Genomic DNA, 17985 nt, shown 5'->3' with positions numbered 1-17985 from the left:
TGCTGGCAGCCCAAGAAAACATATGCCGAAAGGACTGCCTTTTGAGCTCAAATCCTATATTGAGTTGGTTGAACTCACAGGCCAATGTATTCGCGCCGACAAGCGAGGTCATATCTTTGAGTCACAAACCATTCTTACTCGACTAAATATCGAACCGGAGAACTGGATAAAACTCACCACGCAGTTTTCAAGGGTATTTCACGGTGCCGTTGGCCGAGAGCGAACAATAACCGCTTACTGCGAAACACTTCAAAAAAGACGACGGACAAACCTAACAAACTGCGAGCGCTTGTTGGCTTAGCAAGACTCACATTCTCAACTCTAGAATTTCATACTGCTGTATTTACAGCGCTTTGTCGTGCGCGATAACCCAATTTTAGTGCGGAGATACGCTTGGGCGCTCAAAATTGGCCTATAGGTGAGCGTTTCTGTACCCAGTGATTTAAGTATTTTTATACTTTTTTACTTCACTTCCTCAGCTTGGATATTAATAGTAATGGATGTCACTTATTTTTCCTATCCATTGAGTACTTCCCAAAGGTAGACGAGATCCCCTCAGGTGGGTGTCTCTGATCCCGCTTTTCTCAATTTTAGAATTTCTTACTTCCGTATTTACAGCGCTTTGTCGTGCGCGATAACCCAGTTTTAGTGCAGCGATACGCTTATCCGCCAAAGGTCACCCTATCTAAGAACGCTTTTTGTCCATATTCTTTAAGTGGTTCCGCACGTTTTCATCTCACTTTGCCAGCTTAGATACAAATAACGGTGGGTGTCATCAATTATACTGAGACGGATGGATAAAAGTGCATTACCCAAACGGGTAATCTGTTAGATGAAACGCCCTGTGCGGACCCGCATGCAGGGTGTTGTGGGGGCTGAGGGCTAGATACCCTCGGCTACCCGATTAGGCAGTTACCTGCGCATGACTCTGACCTAGTTCAAGCAAGTCTCTAATTTTCACGTCAATATATTTTAGAAACACAAGCATTTCTTCTAGCTCAAGGTTTTTCTGGTTAGTCGTGATACTTGCTGGAGTAGCATGAAGTAGCTTACTGCTAAACGTGTAGATGAAATCGTACTCCTCAGTCAAGCTGACTTTTTCTGCCATTTGACGCCAATTCCAACGCTTAGGTATCAAGCCTTGTAGATCTTCTGAAATCGTAGCATTAAATGTGGCTTTTTCTTGTTCCAAACTAGCTATGGAACCTTCGACTTCTGGCAGAGCTTGTTTCTCTACCATATATGCTTGAAATCCGTAACCATTAATTTTCGCTTGCTCGGCATAGATTGAAAATTGCCGAGCCGCTTTCCTGTCGATTAGTTCGGCTACAATTCTAGGGGCCGACATAGCGGCCTGCTGGTTTTCTTGATCATCAGAAATTAGGCTCAACTCCGCCATCTTGTCATTCAGTAGGGATGATTCTTCTTCTGCAAACTGATTAAGAAGACTAATCTCTCTGTTGAGTTGCGAACGGTAATCTTTCCAGTAACGAAGCTGTGAGTCTATAAGTTGTTCGTAGTATACAAGGCCGTAGCGTGGATCAAGGTCCAAAAGACGCAGCCAAAGACTTAACTCGAATATATAGCGAGCAACAGAAATAACACCAACCGTTTCTACAAAATTAAAGTTATTTTCAGTAAACAGGCGCAACTTTATTAAACCATCCCCAAAAACTGAACTACGCCAACAATCGTAGTTCCATCTATCGAACGAATCCATTATTTCTGGGGTTCGGAAAAGTTTCGCAGTAGCATCCAAATCTTCTTGATGCCCCTTTATTGAAGCCACTAGCTGACTAATTTGGTCTTCGATCATCGCAACTTCCTTGGACACTTCTTGACTACTAACGCCCAAAGCAGCGGCGCGTTTACGCGTCCGACTGCCTTTGCTTGTTAGATGATTCTTGCTTAGCCAAAGCAACTAGATTCAATGTTTCGTGCCTATCAGTGACACGAATGGGGTAAGTATCATAAACATGCTTTATAAATGAATCCCAATATAGGTTTTTTGTGTCGACAATTACACAATCTATAATTTTTCGCTCTTCTTCACTAAGCCCCTTTTCAAAATCTGCATTGTTTTTTATTGAAAATAGAGTTTTTGAATCTCCATACATAGTTGATGTTGAGACTATATTAAATCTAGAGTCTTTTAGCGCGGCATCAACAACGGCATCAACATATGGCCCGTAATTATGGAAGTACCATTCTATTTTGGTTAGCTGCCTCTTGTTTTTCTGGGCGGACTTCCAGTCAGCCAAGTAAACAAGTTTAGTTACCCTAGCTTTAGATAATTCATCTTTGTGCGGGTATTTTGCACATATATAGGCGGTGACATCTTTAATTCTAGCCATTTTCCAAATCTCCATCAGGGTTCAGAATCTCGTCTAGCTTTCCTTTGTGAAGGATGTATTTTGCGATATCCCCATTTTCTTGAGAAATGAGATTCTCAAGCCTTTCCCGACTGAATTTATCAGGCTCCGTGCTCTCTAAAACTATAACAGCCATTTTGGTTCTGTCAGGACCACGAACAGCCATCGCAAAATAATCTCTAGTTGGCATTCTAGTGTTAGAACTAGGTAACTTGGCACCATGTTGAGCTAACTCTCTTTCAAGTTGTTGATTATAGCTCTGCGTAGAAAAACCATGCTGTAATGATATATGTGCGACACCATCATTTAGCCACGCTGCACCTACAATACCCTCATCATCTTTAATTCTAAGCCTACCTCCATGTTCGAATCGAGATTGAGTGGCATGCCTAAAAATTCGCTGTAAATGACAGTCATTTGTATGCCTATAAATAGTTACCCGGCAGGTACGATCATAGGCATCATCTGTGGACACAAAAATAGATTGGATAATATAACCAATTGCCTCATAGTAGTTTCTTTGAGTTTCACCATGGTCACTTTTCTCAGCCCTATATTTCGCTTCCAACTCATCGTATTTATTAATTTTATTTTGGTTTCTAAACCCACCAAATCCACCAACCAACCCAATCACTAACGCCAACGCGGTGTAAGGAACTGGTTTACTAAAAGAAAATACATTATGTGATGTAACATCCCAAAACGAGGCTGTACTTATGGGACTGTGTTGATTACTTGGCAATGAGTTAAAGTTAGAGATGTAGTCCTTTTCTCCTTGACTGTACCAGCCACTAAACCATAAAGAACAAACAGAGATCCCAATAACTCCTATGAGTTGAAACGTTGGGAAAGCGTAAGCTCTCAAAATATTCGACATCAATTACTCCGATATTGATTCTTTCTGTGCATCTAACATTTTATTCGTGCGCATGCGCGCTTACCTCGTTGGGCCAGTGAAAACGCGCACAGTTAACTATCTGTATGCAAATAATTTATCAGCATTCTGCTAAATATACCATCTGGAAAAATGCGCATGCGCGTTTCCCAAACCTATTATCTCAAATCCCAGATAAATAACCTTCTGATAAGCAATAATATTTTTAATTTATTCATGCGTAAACGCGCAAAAAATTTTTCATTATTTCCCTTGATATCCGAGAACTTCAGATAATACTGTATAGATACACAGAAATATAAGGCAAGGAGTTGTCATGAGTCTAAAAAGCCCATTTCTGAAAGGCCTTAGGAAGAAATGTGTATGCGTGGTTACAGCATTAGAACAGAAAAAACTTACCTATATTGAAATGGCTATTAAGATTCAACAGGATGACAACTTTCACGGGATAGGTCCATCTCTGCCAAATGCAGTAGAGCGCAAGTATCCCAACGCGTTTAGGCATAGCTTCGCAACCCATTTGCTTCAAGCTGGTCGTGATATAAGAAGTGTTCAAGAATTACTGGGCCACAATGACGTTAGTACCACACAAATCTATACACATGTACTTGGCCAACATTTTGCAGGTACAACTAGCCCGTTAGACACTATATAAATGTCAGAGCCCTTATAAATGTCAGAGCCCTTTCGAAACTCAGTAGCATTACGAAAATTGGGTCAACTGAAGCTAAAAAAGTTGGTTGCACATTCCACTGCTGAATCGAAATGGGGCAGGAATGAGTTGACTAAACGGCCGCTATGTAAAATGAAGCTAACATTGATGACCGTCTCTTGTTTGCTCGAAGGCGAAGTCTAAACCCGCTCTTTTTAACTGTAAGATCGGAGATGATACTACCCTGTTTACCATGCACAAGCGTTGTTAGGGTTACTCTACCCTAAGCCTTATCACCATTCGAAAAGGTGGGCCATTTTTGAAATTGTTTTCAAGCCAATGCCATGGCTATTACGCTTGGCATATAAGTGCTGTAGGGATTTATCTTTAATTTCGCCAACAATGACTTCTTTCACTTGATAGCCCATTGCCACAGCAGCTGATGCATAAGCAACAAACTCCCATTTCTTGATATTGGTGTTATCAACAACAACCAAAGGGATACCTTCAGCTAAGGCATTAATAAACCGAGCTAAGTTTAAGTTGTGATATTCTGAAAGGCGTTGTTTTTCAAAATGATACTCGCCGTTTTCATTAAGAAAATAATCATCGGTTGAACAGATAAAATACTGTGTTTCATCGCCGGAGACGAGATCGTCGGCTAGCGTTTGCGCATAATGCGATTTTCCAGAGCCAGGTAGACCCCTCAAAATAAAAACTTGTTTCATCGAGTTTTGAACGTCACTGTTAGTATTAATAAAGCTATTTTTATCATCGAACATTCATAATGCCACAGCCCGACTGTTTTTTCATGGCTTTTACTCATTCTTTTCAGCCCAGTTTTTTGCATTTCAGTGTTTTTTTATTTGTCCATCGCAGGTAAGATACGGCTTACATGACGATAAGACACTCTGTCTTTTAATTCACAAATAAAAAATAAATCATTTGGAGTAAAGATGAGCCACACAGCGATAACGGAGCTACTAGCAGGCACCGTTGCGGTTGACAGCCAAGTAACAGTAAAGGGCTGGATCCGTACACGACGTGATTCAAAAGCAGGTATTTCATTTCTAGCCGTTCATGACGGTTCTTGTTTTGACCCTATTCAAGCCGTAGTCCCTAATTCGCTGAATAATTATGACGAAGTGACTCGTCTTACTGCTGGGTGTTCAGTAGCGGTGACAGGTGTGCTTGTACAATCACAAGGTCAAGGTCAATCTTTTGAGATCCAAGCGAACAGTGTTGAGGTATTAGGCTGGGTTGAGAATCCAGATTCATACCCAATGGCTGCAAAACGCCACAGTATTGAATACTTACGCGAACATGCGCACCTTCGCCCTCGCACTAATGTTATGGGCGCGGTTACGCGTGTACGTAACTGTCTTGCGCAAGCTATTCACCGTTTTTATCATGAGCGTGGCTACCAGTGGATCAGCACGCCTATCATTACCGCAAGTGACTGTGAAGGCGCAGGCGAGATGTTCCGTGTATCTACACTTGATATGAACAACCTACCACGCACAGACAAAGGCGATGTAGACTATTCAGAAGACTTTTTTGGAAAAGAAGCATTCTTGACCGTATCAGGTCAGCTTAACGGTGAAACATACGCGAGTGCCCTTTCAAAAATCTATACTTTTGGTCCAACATTCCGTGCTGAAAACTCAAACACTTCTCGTCACTTGGCAGAATTTTGGATGGTTGAGCCTGAAGTGGCATTCGCCGACCTTAACGACATCGCAGCGCTTGCAGAAGACATGTTGAAGTATGTGTTTAAAGCAGTACTTGACGAACGACGTGATGATATGGAGTTTTTCGCACAGCGCATCGAAAAAGATGCCATTACTCGCCTAGAATCATTCATCGATAAAGACTTTGCTCAGGTAGATTACACAGACGCTATCGAAATTCTAAAAGCATGTGATAAAGAGTTTGAATTCCCTGTTGAGTGGGGCGTCGACTTACAATCAGAGCACGAACGTTACCTTGCTGAAGTACACTTTAACGCACCAGTAGTTATCAAAAACTACCCTCGTGATATCAAAGCATTCTACATGCGCCAAAACGAGGACGGTAAAACCGTTGCCGCTATGGACGTCGTTGCGCCTGGTATTGGTGAAATCATTGGTGGTTCACAACGTGAAGAGCGTTTAGATGTGCTAGATGCGCGTCTTGAAGAAATGGGCTTAAACAAAGAAGATTACAGCTGGTACCGCGACCTTCGTAAATATGGGACGGTGCCTCACTCAGGTTTTGGTCTTGGCTTTGAGCGCTTGGTTGCTTATGTTACTGGTATGGGCAACGTACGTGACGTTATTGCCTTCCCTCGTACTAAAGGCAGCGCGACTTACTAAAGTCTTGTCGAACAGCCAAAGTTGTATTTTCAGCAGCTTTGGCTAAACGGAAAAAGGCCTTCGTTAAGAAGGCCTTTTTGATCACGCGATACTATTATAAAACTTCTAGTAGCTCAACGTCGAAAATTAGCGTTGAGAAAGGTGCGATTGCAGCACCTGCACCGCGCTCGCCGTATGCAAGCTCATGCGGTACGTATAGACGCCATTTCGAACCTGCAGGCATCATTTGAAGTGCTTCAGTCCAACCTTTGATCACGCCATTTACTGGGAATTCAGCTGGTTGACCACGCTCGTACGAGCTGTCAAAAGTCGTACCGTTGATTAGTGTACCGTGGTAATGAACACGTACTTTTGAATCTTCAACAGGCTTATCACCTTCGCCAGTTTCAACTACTTCATACTGAAGACCTGACTCAGTTACTGTTACTTCAGCACGTTTTGCATTTTCTTCTAGAAACGCAACACCTTCTGCTGCTAACACTTTAGCTTCTTCTTCACGACGCTGTTGGATTTCAGCATTGATCTTCTCAAATGCAGCTTGAATTTCAGGGATCTCAACGCGGAAGCTGTCACCAGCATAAGCGTCTTTCATACCTTCGAATACAGAGTTAAGGTTTAGACCTTCAAAAGGGTTTGCTTTAAGTTGCTCACCCATTTGTAAACCAATACCGTAACTCGCTTTATCTGCGTCTGTGTTGAATTGAGACATAGTCTTTCCATATTTTTTATTAACAAGAATCTTAGATTGTATCACAGCCAAAATAGGCAAGATACCGGAGCTGCTTGATTATCAAGCAGTCGAGCTATTCGTCGGACACAAAAAAACCGCTAACTAGCGGCTTTCTCTTCGGCATATTGTTTGAGTTTTTTCATTACAAAGGTTGCAAATGGCAGCAATAATACAAGCCCAATATTAAGCTCATCACTGTACTCTCCCAAGCTACCAACAAAGTAGTGTCCAAATCCAACCACACCAAATAATGCAATAACCACACTGGCGATTTCTGGCCAGGATTTTTCATATTTAGTGATCAGATGACCAACAAGGCAATTGAATAAAAAAATATGCAGTAGCGTCATCGTAATATCAGGGTCTTGTTGCGAATCAATCGACAACGTAAGCGCCATGTTTAGGCCACTAAGATAAAAATAACTAAATACAATCCAAATAGAACTATGTTTTATTATTGCCATGTTACTAGCCGCAGACATACACGCCTCCAAACGAAAAAAACCGCCATTTGGAGGCGGTTTTGGGAATGAGGTGGCGGAGAGATAGGGATTTGAACCCTAGATACGCTATTAACGTATGCCGGTTTTCAAGACCGGTGCTTTCAACCACTCAGCCATCTCTCCGTTGTTGGCGCGCATTTTATGGAGTTATCCATCGGTTGTAAAGCACTATTTCGATTTTTGCATTCAAAAGCGCAAATAATAGCCGAATAATCAATAATATTGCTTTGGCCTTTTGGCAATGTAAGCAAAAATACAACTAGCGATAACCATTGCAATCACGATGATCCCTGAGTCAATCATACCAATGACCGCGTTTTTTGCAGGCAGCACTTTTTCAATGATAACCGGAATAGATGAAAACAACACAACGGTACTGAGCACTTTAAATGCTCTGGAAAAATCAAATCGCTTGGTGTAACTCATCCATGTTGTTAGTAATCCTAATACCAAAATAGGCGCTAATAGCCCCATCCATATCTCACTGGTATAACTCGATAATGCGACGGTTGCCGTGCATCCTATCAAGCTCCAAATAATCCAGGCGGTCCAATTTTCCCGTTCTTTTAAAAATAAATTACCCATGACACATCTTCTTTCAATTAGCTTGTTATTTTTATTATTGTTATAGAAAACAGGATTTACTGTCTTAGAGTAGCAAACATACTGGCTATAAAACAACCACATCGGTTGTGACAGTTTAAATAATGAAAAGTTCAACAAAAAGTATCAAAGAATGTGTTACCACAACATTAATCACTGTATAAAAAAAGCGCAGCCATTGCTGCGCTCACCCCACTTTATTTTTACCCGAGGAATTTAACTTTCAGCTTTATCAAGTTCATCCACTAATAATTTGGTTTCATCCGCCCTCGGTTTTGTAAATCTCGCTAAACCGAGATAAACGACAGGTGTGAGGTAAAGCGTAAAGAAAACCGCCAAGCCTAAACCGCCAAATACGACCCAACCGATTGCATTTCTCGACTCAGCACCTGCACCTACCGATAAAATCAACGGTAAAGCACCAAGCAATGTGGACACTAAGGTCATCATGATAGGACGTAAACGGATCACTGCGGCTTCTTCAACGGCTTGTCTTACTGACCGTCCTTTATCACGTAACTGATCTGCGAACTCAACTAACAAGATGGCATTTTTAGCAATTAAACCAATCAACATCACTAAACCGATTTGCGAATATATGTTAAGCGAAGTACCTGTAAGATACAGCGCCAATATGGCAGAAGTAATCCCAAACGGAACTGTGATCATAACTACAACGGCACTATTTACACTTTCAAATTGTGCAGCAAGTACGAGCAACACAATCAAAAACGCCAGCACGTAGGTAAGTAACACTTCGTTGGCCGTTTCTTCAAACGTTAAGGCTTCCCCTTTAAACGCCAGCGTCACGCTGTCGGGTAAACTCTGATCTGCCAGCGTTCGTAATTTTTCGACCACTTCAGCCATAGGCATGTCTTCTGGCTGTTTCATATCCAGCTCGATACTACGACGCTGAGCGTGGCGTTCAAGCTCGGCTGCTACGCCCTCTTCCACAATAACGGCAAGGCTACTTAGCGGAACTAATGCACCAGAGCGGCTGCCAACATAAAGGTTAGCCAAATCACTTGGATCTCTGATGGTATGGTTTTGAGCCTGCAGCATAATTGGTATGGATTGGTCGCCAACATTCAAATCAGCAACATCATCGCCATTAATGGCTGCCCTAAGTGTCGTTGAGATATCACTCAAACTAACGCCAAGCTCTTCTGCTCTTCTACGGTCAATGTTTACGCGCAGCTGAGGTTGTGAGGGTTGATAAGAGATTTGCACCGGCGCCACGTCTGGCATTTCTTTTTCAACCAAAGCTGCAAATTGTTGCGCTGCTTTAAATATCTCTAAATAGTCGTTACCAAGTAGCGCAAGCTCGATACCGCCACCTTGGCCTCTTAGGTTTAAGCTGTTTGCACCAAAGGCACGAGCAGGTGCACCGGGTATGTTACCAAGCGGTCCTCTGATCTTATCGATAATTTCCTGTTGCGAGAAATGACGCTCATCCCAATGCTTTAATGGCACAGTGATAAATACAATATTTGGATCCCACTGACCAACAACCGTATAGATTGACTCTATTTCTCCGCTTTCCACAAAAGGTAATAAAATGTCTTCCATTTGTTTGGCTTGTCTATCCATAAAGTTAAGACCAACACCGTCAGGCCCTCTTGCGAAAATCCGGATCTTGCCTCTGTCTTCAGATGGCAAAAGTTCATTATCCAATTGCGAATAGAGCGCACCAGATAAGCTCGCAATAACCACAAATACACCAAAGGTTAGCCATGCATGGTCAAGCACCCAATGGATCGTACCGCGATACATTTCTGCGAGTTTCACACCAATACTCGAAAATAGATGCTTTTTGCTATCTTGCTTTACTTTTAACTTAGAGGTTAATGCTGGCACCAATGACAGTGCTACAAATGAAGAAATAATCACGGCACCAGCTAACACGCCACCAAACTCCCTGAACAGTCGGCCCGCAGTTGACGGTAAAAAGGCAATCGGTACGAATACCGCAGCAAGTACTGCGGTTGTCGCGACTACAGCAAAGAAGACTTCTCTTGTCCCAAGAACCGCCGCAGCGCGACGACCTATCCCTTCGCCACGACGACGCTGAATATTCTCACTAACAACAATCGCATCATCGACGATAAGTCCAGTGGCCAACACAAGTGCTAGCAAGGTTAAAATATTAACAGAGAAGCCAAGCGCCCAGATCAGCGCCAAAGAGCCGATAAGCGCAACCGGGATTGCAAAAGCTGGAATAAGCGTCGCACGCCACGAGCCGATAAATACCCAAAGCGTGAATACCACCAGCAATATGGTTATCACCAAAGAGCTCAAGACTTCATCTACGGATGAGCGAATAAACTGTGCATCATCGGAGGTGACGAATAGCTCCAGATCTGGAAAGCGTACTTTTATCTTATCGACGAGCTGTAGTACTTCATCTGAGATTTCAATGGTATTGGACTGTGCTTGGCGAATGATCTCAAGCCCAATTACAGGCTCTCCGTCGAGTCTCACCATAGAGCGAGGATCAGCCGGTCCAAAATACACAGAGGCAATATCCCCCACCCGAGTCTCACCACGAATGATGATATCACTCACCTGCTCAGCGGTTACAGAAGTGGCATCGGCACGGACAATCAGCTGCTGATCGTCTGACTTTAAACTGCCTGCGGGTACATCAAACGGTGCTTGTCTAAGCGCCGCAGCAACATCCGGAACGGTTAGATTAAAGCTTGTCAGTTTTAACGGATCAAGTCTTACGCGCAGCACCCGCTCTCTATCGCCGTTCAGGCGCACATCGGCAACACCTGGAATAGTTAAAAACTGCGGCGCTAAGTCTTTTTCTACTCGCTCGGTCAATCCTTCAAGTGTTAAAGAGGCACTACTTACAGTTAAAGACACCACTGCTTCTGCGTCATTATCCGCTTTAATAATGGACACCCGTTCAACTTCTTCAGGTAGCTCTCTTTGTACTCGAGAAACGGATTCGCGTGTTTCGTTTGCTGCATCGTCTAGGTTAATGCCCGGACGAAATTCAACAACAATCCGTGCATTATTCTCTTCACTTTGTGCACGAATGCTTTTTACACCACTGACACGCGCGACTGCGCCTTCTAACTTACTCGTTACTTCGGTGTCGACGGTCTCAGGCGAGCCCCCAGGAAACGATGCGGACACCGTTAAACGCGGCCTATCTACATCGGGCAGTTCACGAACTTCAATGCCGGCCAGTGCAGCAATACCTGCAATAATAATCAATAAATTTAATACAACGATTAACACCGGACGGCGAATGGCCATCGACGGTAAATCTTGTAACTGTGGTAACTCCGGTTTAGTCACGATTTATTCCTTCGCCAGTGCATTCGTCACCGCAATTTCTTGCCCAGGACGAAGACGTTGCACCCCTTCTACAACTAATAACTCTCTTGCAGCCAAATCGCCTGATACCAGCAATTTACCCGGCAACCGCTGTTGGATTTTGACATCAATACGCTTAGCTTTGCCATCTACTTCTTTCCATACATAAGGACCTGTTGCGCCCCAAAGCAGTGCGGCTTCAGGAATAACGGCAAACTCTTCACCCAATACCGTTAGCGATACTCTAAAGCTCATTCCAGGCAAAAAACGGTCATTGCGGTTTTCAAAGATGGCTTTGATTTTTAGTGTGCGGGCTGTTGGGTCTATTCTAGAGTCCATTTGCGCTATCTTTGCGTCGATCCGTGTTGAATTATCATTCCAAGGTGTCAGCAGCACGCTATCGGTCGATTTAAGCATGCCATACGCCGATTCCGGTGCCGCAAATTGAACATACAACTTGTCAAAGTTATCGATACTCGCAATCGCGGTTTGGGTGGTAATGCGATCTCCAACCTCAACGTCGGTGAGTCCCATTACGCCAGAAAAAGGGGCGATCACTTGGCGGTCTTCTAATTCATTCTTAGCTTGGATCAAGGCGACCTTTGCTAAATCTCTGTCCGTTACCGCTTTATCTAATTCATTAATTGGGACGGCGCCGCGCTTTTGGCTATCGGTTAAACGGTCAACGGTACGCTGCGCATCTGCAAGACGAATTTTAGCTTCTTCAAGCGCCGCTTTTTGGCGGCGTGAGTCTAGCTCCAATAGCAAAGTACCCGCTTTAACCTGATCGCCCGGTTTAAAATGTACCGCAGTCACCCTATCACCAATTGCGGGATACAAAATAACTGATTGAATAGCTTCAGCATTACCTACAGCCTGAATTTGCTGGCTACTGCTTTCAAATTGAATAGGCTCTGCAATCACTTGCGAAGGTTTGGCCAAAGCGATATTGGTTATTAGCATAGTGGCCGTAAAAACCACCAAGCGCGTTACTTTACACATATTAACCTTAATAATTTCCATTGTTCTTAGCTATATTTGAGTGTAACAGTTAATCACTCACATCAAGATAAACTATTCGATAACACACAGTATAAGTGCGATAAGATGCAGTATGCCTTGCAGCGTTTTAAAGGCAAGATAAGCCCATGTAAAGTAAGGTAAAGTTATGTAAAGATTGAGGCAGAGTGAGGCGCGATAGACTACCGCGCCAAATCATGACTATTGTGCGGCCGCGCGCATCAGTCTGTCGTTAACATCGCGCCACTCGGGGGCAGTTGGTGGTGCTTCTAACAAAATCTCGGTTGCACTTGATTGATCCAACTGATGTAAACCGTGATAAAGGCCCTGCGCATACTTGGCTTTGTCAGCACCGAGTTTGAGATCCACCAGCTCGTTGTTTGCTGAATTCTCAGAGATCATTTGCTCTATTTGCGATGAGTAATACAACACGCCGGTATTCGCTTCGCACTGGCCGCTTAGGCGAGCAACTAATTCTTCCGTCGACAACAGGGTAAGCGGTTTGCTTGGTTGGTAATGGGCTTTTACGTTACCTGGGACGGCTACAGTGTGTACATCAGGCTCATCTATTTCAATATTGAGCACCGCTTCAAGTGCAGCTTTGGTAATAGGACCTGCTCGCAAGATCCTCGGTGTAGCTGAAGATATATCGACAATCGTCGATTCAAGTCCTACTTCACACGGACCGCCGTCTAACACAGCCGCTATCTTGCCGGACAATCCAAACAACACTTGCTCAGCGGTGGTTGGACTAATTTTTTTGTAAGGATTGGCAGAAGGCGCAGCAAGTCCGGAGTTAATGCGCTGCAATAAAGCTAGCATTGCAGGATGATTTGGCACACGTATACCCACGGTTGGGTGGCCGCCTGTCACTATATCGCTCACATGTGCTTGCTTTTTGGCAACGATCGTCAGTGGTCCCGGCCAAAACGCATCAGCTAAAGTATCAAAATAGTCTGGCAATGTTTCCACCCACTCAGTGACCAAAGACTTGTCTGCGAGATGTACGATTAACGGGTGATCTGCTGGGCGTCCTTTTGCTGCAAAGATTTTTTTTACCGCATCGGGTTGCCTTGCATCTGCTGCTAATCCGTAAACGGTTTCTGTTGGAACCGCAACAAGGTGACCATCACGTGCAAGTTCAGCCGCTTGCGCCACTGCGCTTGGATCGGTTGCCAGTAAATGTAAGGTAGTTAAGCTTGCTTCGCCCACGTGTCTTTCTCGCTGTAAAAAATGGACGCGAATTATAACCAATTTAAAATGCAAAGAGCCAGTATTACTGGCTCCAGCGTAAAAGCTAACATCAGGAGCGGTTAGCGTTATTCAGCGCTTGCGACCATCACGGTTTTCACGTTAACAAACTCTTTGATCCCAAAGCCACCATGCTCTCTACCATAACCACTGTCTTTAACACCACCAAACGGCAAATTTGGTTGTGCCAACGAATAGCCATTGATGTTCACCATGCCAGTATCAAACTCTTTGATAGCAAGCTCTGTTGCACGTTGAGTGTCTTCAGAAAAAATGCCGCCACCTAAACCATAGCGTGAATCATTGGCTACCATCATTGCCTCAGCCTCATCATTCACACGGATCAGCGACGCTACAGGGCCAAATAGTTCATCATCATAAGCTGGCATACCGGGTTTAACGTCTTCCAAAATGGTGACTGGATAATAAAAGCCTTGTTGCTTTGGAATTTCTCCACCAAGTGTACAGTTTGCACCCGCATTAACCGATTCTTCGACTTGTTGGTGTAATTCATCGCGTAGATCTTTACGCGCCATTGGACCTAAGTCGGTGTCTGCTGCGCTTGGATCTCCCACCTTAAGCTGCTTAAAGCCAGCCACAAAAGCCTCTCTAAATTGATCATAAATCTCATCAACGATAATAAAGCGCTTTGCTGCAACGCAGGTTTCACCGTTGTTGACAATACGACCTTGAATACACGCGGACACCGCTTTATTAATATCAGCATCTGCCAGCACCACAAAGGCATCGTTACTGCCAAGTTCTAGGACGGTTTTCTTAGAGAGCTCAGCAGCTTGTTTTGCAACTTGTTTACCTACTTTATCGCTTCCGGTAAACGTAACCCCGCGAATATATGGATTCTTTATCAATTCGCTTGCTGTCTCACCATCAATTAACAGTGATTGATAGCAACCTTTTGGAAAACCGGCCTCTAAATACAACTCTTCAATTAATTTAGCCATTCCAAATACATTTGAGGCATGTTTCATTACCGTGGTATTACCCGCCATCACGTTCGAAACACTGTATCTGATAACCTGATAAAGCGGAAAGTTCCAAGGTTGTATTCCTAAGATCACGCCTATTGGTTGATAAGTGATAATGGCGTGTCCCTGCTCAAATACCCGATGCTCATCCTGTAATTCTTTTTCGCCATGTTCAGCGGTATATCGGCAAATTTCAGCACACAAAGAAACTTCCTGTTCACCCTGCTCCGTCACCTTGCCCATTTCCTCGGTCATCAGTGAGACTAACTTGGATTTATTTTCCTCGATTAAGTCAGCAAGCCTGTTTAGCTTTTGTGCTCTTTGCGTAAATGTGGTTTTCTTCCAAAATGAATAACAATCATTGGCTAAGTCCACCGACTTTTGCGCCTCGTCCAAGCTCATTAACGTATATTCATTAACGGGTTGCTCTGTCGCAGGATTAATTGTGGTTACCGTATTTGACATCATAAAGCTCCTTCAAAAATTTAACGGCGTAAATCAATTTTTAGATTTACAGCGATAGCCTTTAAATAAGCAAGGAAGACACCAATCTGAGAATAATGAATATCCCATTGATTATTATGAATTAATTTAATTTCAGAATTAGATTTAAAAGAATTTGAATACGTGAATTAGAAAAGGCTACACACCTAATATGAAAAGTTTGCAGAGCGAATGGCGCTTGCGCAAATAGCTTGCAATGAAAGTTTAGCAGAGAAAAGGGACCATCTGGTCCCCTTGTTATGTATTCTTAGTACAATGCACCTTTAGCGCTTTTGACGTTGCGCTTCTTTTTGCGCTAGCTTTTCTTCTTTACGCTTACGAATAGCATCCTGTGCTTCATGACCGATATGACCTTCGCCGCGTAGCTTCGCCAGTTCAATTTGCTTTTGGCGCTCAGCAAATCGTGCAACTTGCTCTTCTGTTAAGTCTTTGTGGCAGTGGTGACAAGACACCCCTTCCATATATTCTTCGAGTTGTTTCTCTGCTTCCGTGATTGGCATACGACAAGCATGGCATTGATCATAAGACCCTTTGTTTAAATCATGATCGACAGCAACACGGTTATCAAACACAAAACACTCGCCTTCCCACATGGTTTCTTCTTTTGGCACGTCTTCTAAGTATTTTAGAATGCCGCCTTCCAAGTGATAAACCTCTTCGAAGCCTTGCTCTTTCATATACGCTGTCGATTTTTCACAGCGGATCCCGCCAGTACAGAACATCGCCACTTTTTTGTGTTTTTCTGGGTTTAAGTTATTTTGCGCCCACTCAGGGAACTCACGGAAAGTCTTGGTTTTAGGATCGATGGCATTTTTAAACGTACCGATCTCGATTTCATAGTCGTTACGCGTATCAACTAGCACAACGTCAGGATCTGAAATCAATGCGTTCCAATCTTGTGGTTTTACGTACGTACCAACCACTTCTTTAGGGTTGATACCTTGCACACCCATGGTCACGATTTCTTTCTTAAGCTTTACTTTAGTGCGGTAGAAAGGGCAAGTTTCATCGAACGACTCTTTATAAACGATGTTATCAAGGCCCGGTTGTTTGTCTAACCATGTAAGTAGCGCATCAATGCCTTCACGTTTACCGGCAACGGTACCGTTAATGCCTTCTTCGGCAAGTAGTAACGTACCGCGAACTTCATTCGCTTCCATCACATCGTGAAGTGGCTGTCTTATCTCTTGATAGTTAGGTAAAGAGACAAACTTGTACATAGCACAAACAACGTATTGTTCTGACATTGTATTTTCCTAGATTTAAGCTTTGATTAGCTTACACATTAAGCATGACGATGTGTAAAGCACGAAAACCGAGTCGCAAACCCGGCGCTGAGGCGCGTATTTTACGGATTTTTGATTAAAATGCAAAAAACACAAATTCTATATCCGATAGCGTCTATGCTTTGGTATAATCTCGTGTTTTTAAAATTCAAGACTTGGAGAAATTGACTTGAGATTCACTGAACTTGGGATAGATACGCGCCTAGAACAACAACTGGCTCACCAAGGGATCACGGAACCGACCGAGATCCAAGCGCATGCCATCCCAACGGCTCTAGCTGGCCACGATGTTTTTGCGCAGTCTAAAACAGGCTCTGGCAAAACCCTAGCCTTCTTGCTGCCTGCCGTACAGCGTGTAATGAAACAAAAAGCGCTGAGTAAACGCGATCCTCGCGTTGTTATCGTAGCTCCAACTCGTGAACTCGCGACTCAAGTATTCTCTGAGTGTCGTGCACTGTGTGCTGGCACTAATATTCAAGTCTGTAAGATTTTGGGTGGTGAAAACTACAATGATCAGGTAAAAGCGCTACGCCGCGACCCGCATTTTGTGGTGGGTACTCCTGGTCGTATTGCCGATCACGTTGAAAATCGTTCATTATTTTTAGGCGGTCTTGAACTGCTTATTTTTGATGAAGCAGATCGTATGTTTGACCTTGGCTTTGAAAAACAGTTGGACGTCATTAATGATTCTGCGGATCACCGCCAAAGACAAACGCTGCTATTTTCAGCCACGCTAGACCATACCCAAGTTGAAGCATCGTCACGTCAATTACTTAAATCGCCAAAGCGCATTATGTTAAGCAATGCCCACCAGCAGCATGAAGACATTAAGCAAGCACTCTACTTTGCCGATCATTTAGATCATAAAGAAGCGCTGCTTAAGCACTTCATCACACAAGATGACGTAGGACAGTGCATTATCTTTACCGCAACTCGTGGCGACACAGACCGATTAAGCAAACTGCTAAATGAAATGTCGATTAAGGCGGTATCGCTGTCGGGCGATATGCCGCAAAATAAGCGGTTAGACATTATGGAAAGCTTCAGCCGTGGTATCTATAAAGTACTTGTTACCACAGACGTTGCTTCTCGTGGTCTCGATTTGCTCTCCGTTACCCATGTTATGAATTTTGACTTGCCTAAGCAGGCAGAAGAATATGTCCACCGTATCGGTCGTACGGGACGTGCAGGGTTTAAAGGCACAGCGGTTTCATTTGTTGGTCCTAAAGATTGGGATAGCTATGTGGCAATCAAAAACTATCTTGATGAACCACTACGTTTTGAAGAAGTCCCTGGTCTTGTTGGTAAATTCAAAGGGCTTAAGCAAAAGCCGCAGCAGAGTAAAAATCGCCCTGTAGAGTCTGCGCCAAAGCAAACAAGTAAACCTAAGAAAAAGCCGGTGAAAAAATCACAACCGAGAAAAGTGGTCCCGCCACCGATTGATATTGACGGTACTATGCCGATGCGTCGCAAACCAAAACCACAAACTGACGAGGAATAAT

14 protein-coding genes, 1 tRNA gene and 2 pseudogenes are annotated in these 17985 nt (G+C 43.6%); 4 read left to right on the top strand and 13 right to left on the bottom strand.

Translation table 11 applies throughout. The features are described from left to right. A pseudogene (locus NH462_RS22455) lies at positions 1-301 on the top strand (transposase); the annotation flags it as partial. 603 nt (positions 302-904) lie between these two features. On the opposite strand, the gene NH462_RS22450 reads toward NH462_RS22455, so the two are convergent. The 3 genes from NH462_RS22450 to NH462_RS22440 are packed head-to-tail and all read right to left on the bottom strand — an operon-like array spanning position 905 to position 3249. Beyond that, positions 905-1816 carry a DUF5677 domain-containing protein gene (locus NH462_RS22450; RefSeq protein ID WP_253107790.1) on the bottom strand — a complete coding sequence of 304 codons (912 nt, stop codon included), beginning with the start codon at positions 1814-1816 and terminating at the stop codon, positions 905-907. A 52-nt stretch (positions 1817-1868) separates the two neighbouring features. Continuing rightward, positions 1869-2354 carry a Panacea domain-containing protein gene (locus NH462_RS22445; RefSeq protein WP_253107789.1) on the bottom strand — a complete coding sequence of 162 codons (486 nt, stop codon included), beginning with the start codon at positions 2352-2354 and terminating at the stop codon, positions 1869-1871. Continuing rightward, positions 2347-3249, bottom strand: coding sequence for a hypothetical protein (locus tag NH462_RS22440; protein ID WP_253107788.1), 903 nt, complete (start codon positions 3247-3249; stop codon positions 2347-2349). Before NH462_RS22440 ends, NH462_RS22445 begins: the two co-directional genes overlap by 8 nt. 403 nt (positions 3250-3652) lie before the next feature. Between NH462_RS22440 and NH462_RS23095 the strand changes: the two are divergent. After that, positions 3653-3922, top strand: a pseudogene (locus tag NH462_RS23095) (tyrosine-type recombinase/integrase); the annotation flags it as partial. A 290-nt stretch (positions 3923-4212) separates the two neighbouring features. Here NH462_RS23095 and NH462_RS22430 read toward each other — a convergent pair. Then, positions 4213-4647, bottom strand: a complete 435-nt coding sequence (locus tag NH462_RS22430) for an AAA family ATPase (protein WP_026000942.1) — start codon at positions 4645-4647, stop codon at positions 4213-4215. Between the two features lie 228 nt (positions 4648-4875). On the opposite strand from NH462_RS22430, the gene asnS reads away from it, so the two are divergent. After that, entirely contained in the window at positions 4876-6273 is a 1398-nt protein-coding gene (gene asnS, locus NH462_RS22425; RefSeq protein WP_010379069.1) for an asparagine--tRNA ligase, read from the top strand. A 94-nt stretch (positions 6274-6367) separates the two neighbouring features. Here the strand turns inward: asnS and NH462_RS22420 are convergent, their stop codons facing one another. The 9 genes from NH462_RS22420 to NH462_RS22380 form a co-directional block, all read right to left on the bottom strand. Next, positions 6368-6982: an FKBP-type peptidyl-prolyl cis-trans isomerase gene (locus NH462_RS22420; protein WP_010379072.1), complete on the bottom strand. Its 615-nt coding sequence runs from the start codon at positions 6980-6982 to the stop codon at positions 6368-6370. 119 nt (positions 6983-7101) lie between these two features. Then, positions 7102-7485: a hypothetical protein gene (locus tag NH462_RS22415; protein WP_010379075.1), complete on the bottom strand. Its 384-nt coding sequence runs from the start codon at positions 7483-7485 to the stop codon at positions 7102-7104. 53 nt (positions 7486-7538) lie between these two features. Beyond that, positions 7539-7629 (bottom strand) — tRNA-Ser (locus NH462_RS22410). A gap of 90 nt (positions 7630-7719) precedes the next feature. After that, the gene (locus NH462_RS22405; protein ID WP_010379077.1) at positions 7720-8091 is read right to left on the bottom strand and encodes a hypothetical protein; all 372 of its coding nucleotides are present in this window, start codon (positions 8089-8091) and stop codon (positions 7720-7722) included. 234 nt (positions 8092-8325) lie between these two features. Continuing rightward, a complete protein-coding gene (locus NH462_RS22400) occupies positions 8326-11376 on the bottom strand; it encodes an efflux RND transporter permease subunit (protein WP_253107792.1) in 3051 nt (1016 codons plus the stop codon). A gap of 45 nt (positions 11377-11421) precedes the next feature. Continuing rightward, positions 11422-12459: an efflux RND transporter periplasmic adaptor subunit gene (locus NH462_RS22395; protein ID WP_010379082.1), complete on the bottom strand. Its 1038-nt coding sequence runs from the start codon at positions 12457-12459 to the stop codon at positions 11422-11424. A 198-nt stretch (positions 12460-12657) separates the two neighbouring features. Beyond that, on the bottom strand, positions 12658-13668 hold the full coding sequence (locus NH462_RS22390) for an L-threonylcarbamoyladenylate synthase (RefSeq protein WP_253107787.1): 1011 nt from the start codon (positions 13666-13668) through the stop codon (positions 12658-12660). A gap of 107 nt (positions 13669-13775) precedes the next feature. Next, entirely contained in the window at positions 13776-15158 is a 1383-nt protein-coding gene (locus NH462_RS22385; RefSeq protein ID WP_253107791.1) for an NAD-dependent succinate-semialdehyde dehydrogenase, read from the bottom strand. Positions 15159-15460: 302 nt separating this feature from the next. Further along, positions 15461-16444: a rhodanese-related sulfurtransferase gene (locus tag NH462_RS22380; protein WP_010379088.1), complete on the bottom strand. Its 984-nt coding sequence runs from the start codon at positions 16442-16444 to the stop codon at positions 15461-15463. A gap of 208 nt (positions 16445-16652) precedes the next feature. Here NH462_RS22380 and NH462_RS22375 point away from each other — a divergent pair, with 208 nt between their 5' ends. Then, positions 16653-17984, top strand: a complete 1332-nt coding sequence (locus tag NH462_RS22375; RefSeq protein ID WP_253107786.1) for a DEAD/DEAH box helicase — start codon at positions 16653-16655, stop codon at positions 17982-17984. The last annotated feature ends 1 nt before the right edge of the window (position 17985 follow it).

The sequence above is a fragment of the Pseudoalteromonas sp. OANN1 genome (genome assembly GCF_024124685.1).
GTDB classification, from domain to species: Bacteria; Pseudomonadota; Gammaproteobacteria; order Enterobacterales; family Alteromonadaceae; genus Pseudoalteromonas; species Pseudoalteromonas piscicida.
The sequence above is the reverse complement of the archived record's forward strand: the minus strand, read 5'-3'. Positions and strand labels throughout refer to the sequence as shown.

Coding starts and splice junctions, on each gene's coding strand:
- NH462_RS22445 (WP_253107789.1), bottom strand. CDS start 2,354: ATGGCTAGAATTAAAGATGTCACCGCCTATATATGTGCAAAATACCCG.
- NH462_RS22385 (WP_253107791.1), bottom strand. CDS start 15,158: ATGTCAAATACGGTAACCACAATTAATCCTGCGACAGAGCAACCCGTT.
- asnS (WP_010379069.1), top strand. CDS start 4,876: ATGAGCCACACAGCGATAACGGAGCTACTAGCAGGCACCGTTGCGGTT.
- NH462_RS22450 (WP_253107790.1), bottom strand. CDS start 1,816: ATGATCGAAGACCAAATTAGTCAGCTAGTGGCTTCAATAAAGGGGCAT.
- NH462_RS22395 (WP_010379082.1), bottom strand. CDS start 12,459: ATGGAAATTATTAAGGTTAATATGTGTAAAGTAACGCGCTTGGTGGTT.
- NH462_RS22420 (WP_010379072.1), bottom strand. CDS start 6,982: ATGTCTCAATTCAACACAGACGCAGATAAAGCGAGTTACGGTATTGGT.
- NH462_RS22400 (WP_253107792.1), bottom strand. CDS start 11,376: ATGGCCATTCGCCGTCCGGTGTTAATCGTTGTATTAAATTTATTGATT.
- NH462_RS22405 (WP_010379077.1), bottom strand. CDS start 8,091: ATGGGTAATTTATTTTTAAAAGAACGGGAAAATTGGACCGCCTGGATT.
- NH462_RS22415 (WP_010379075.1), bottom strand. CDS start 7,485: ATGTCTGCGGCTAGTAACATGGCAATAATAAAACATAGTTCTATTTGG.
- NH462_RS22440 (WP_253107788.1), bottom strand. CDS start 3,249: ATGTCGAATATTTTGAGAGCTTACGCTTTCCCAACGTTTCAACTCATA.
- NH462_RS22380 (WP_010379088.1), bottom strand. CDS start 16,444: ATGTCAGAACAATACGTTGTTTGTGCTATGTACAAGTTTGTCTCTTTA.
- NH462_RS22430 (WP_026000942.1), bottom strand. CDS start 4,647: ATGAAACAAGTTTTTATTTTGAGGGGTCTACCTGGCTCTGGAAAATCG.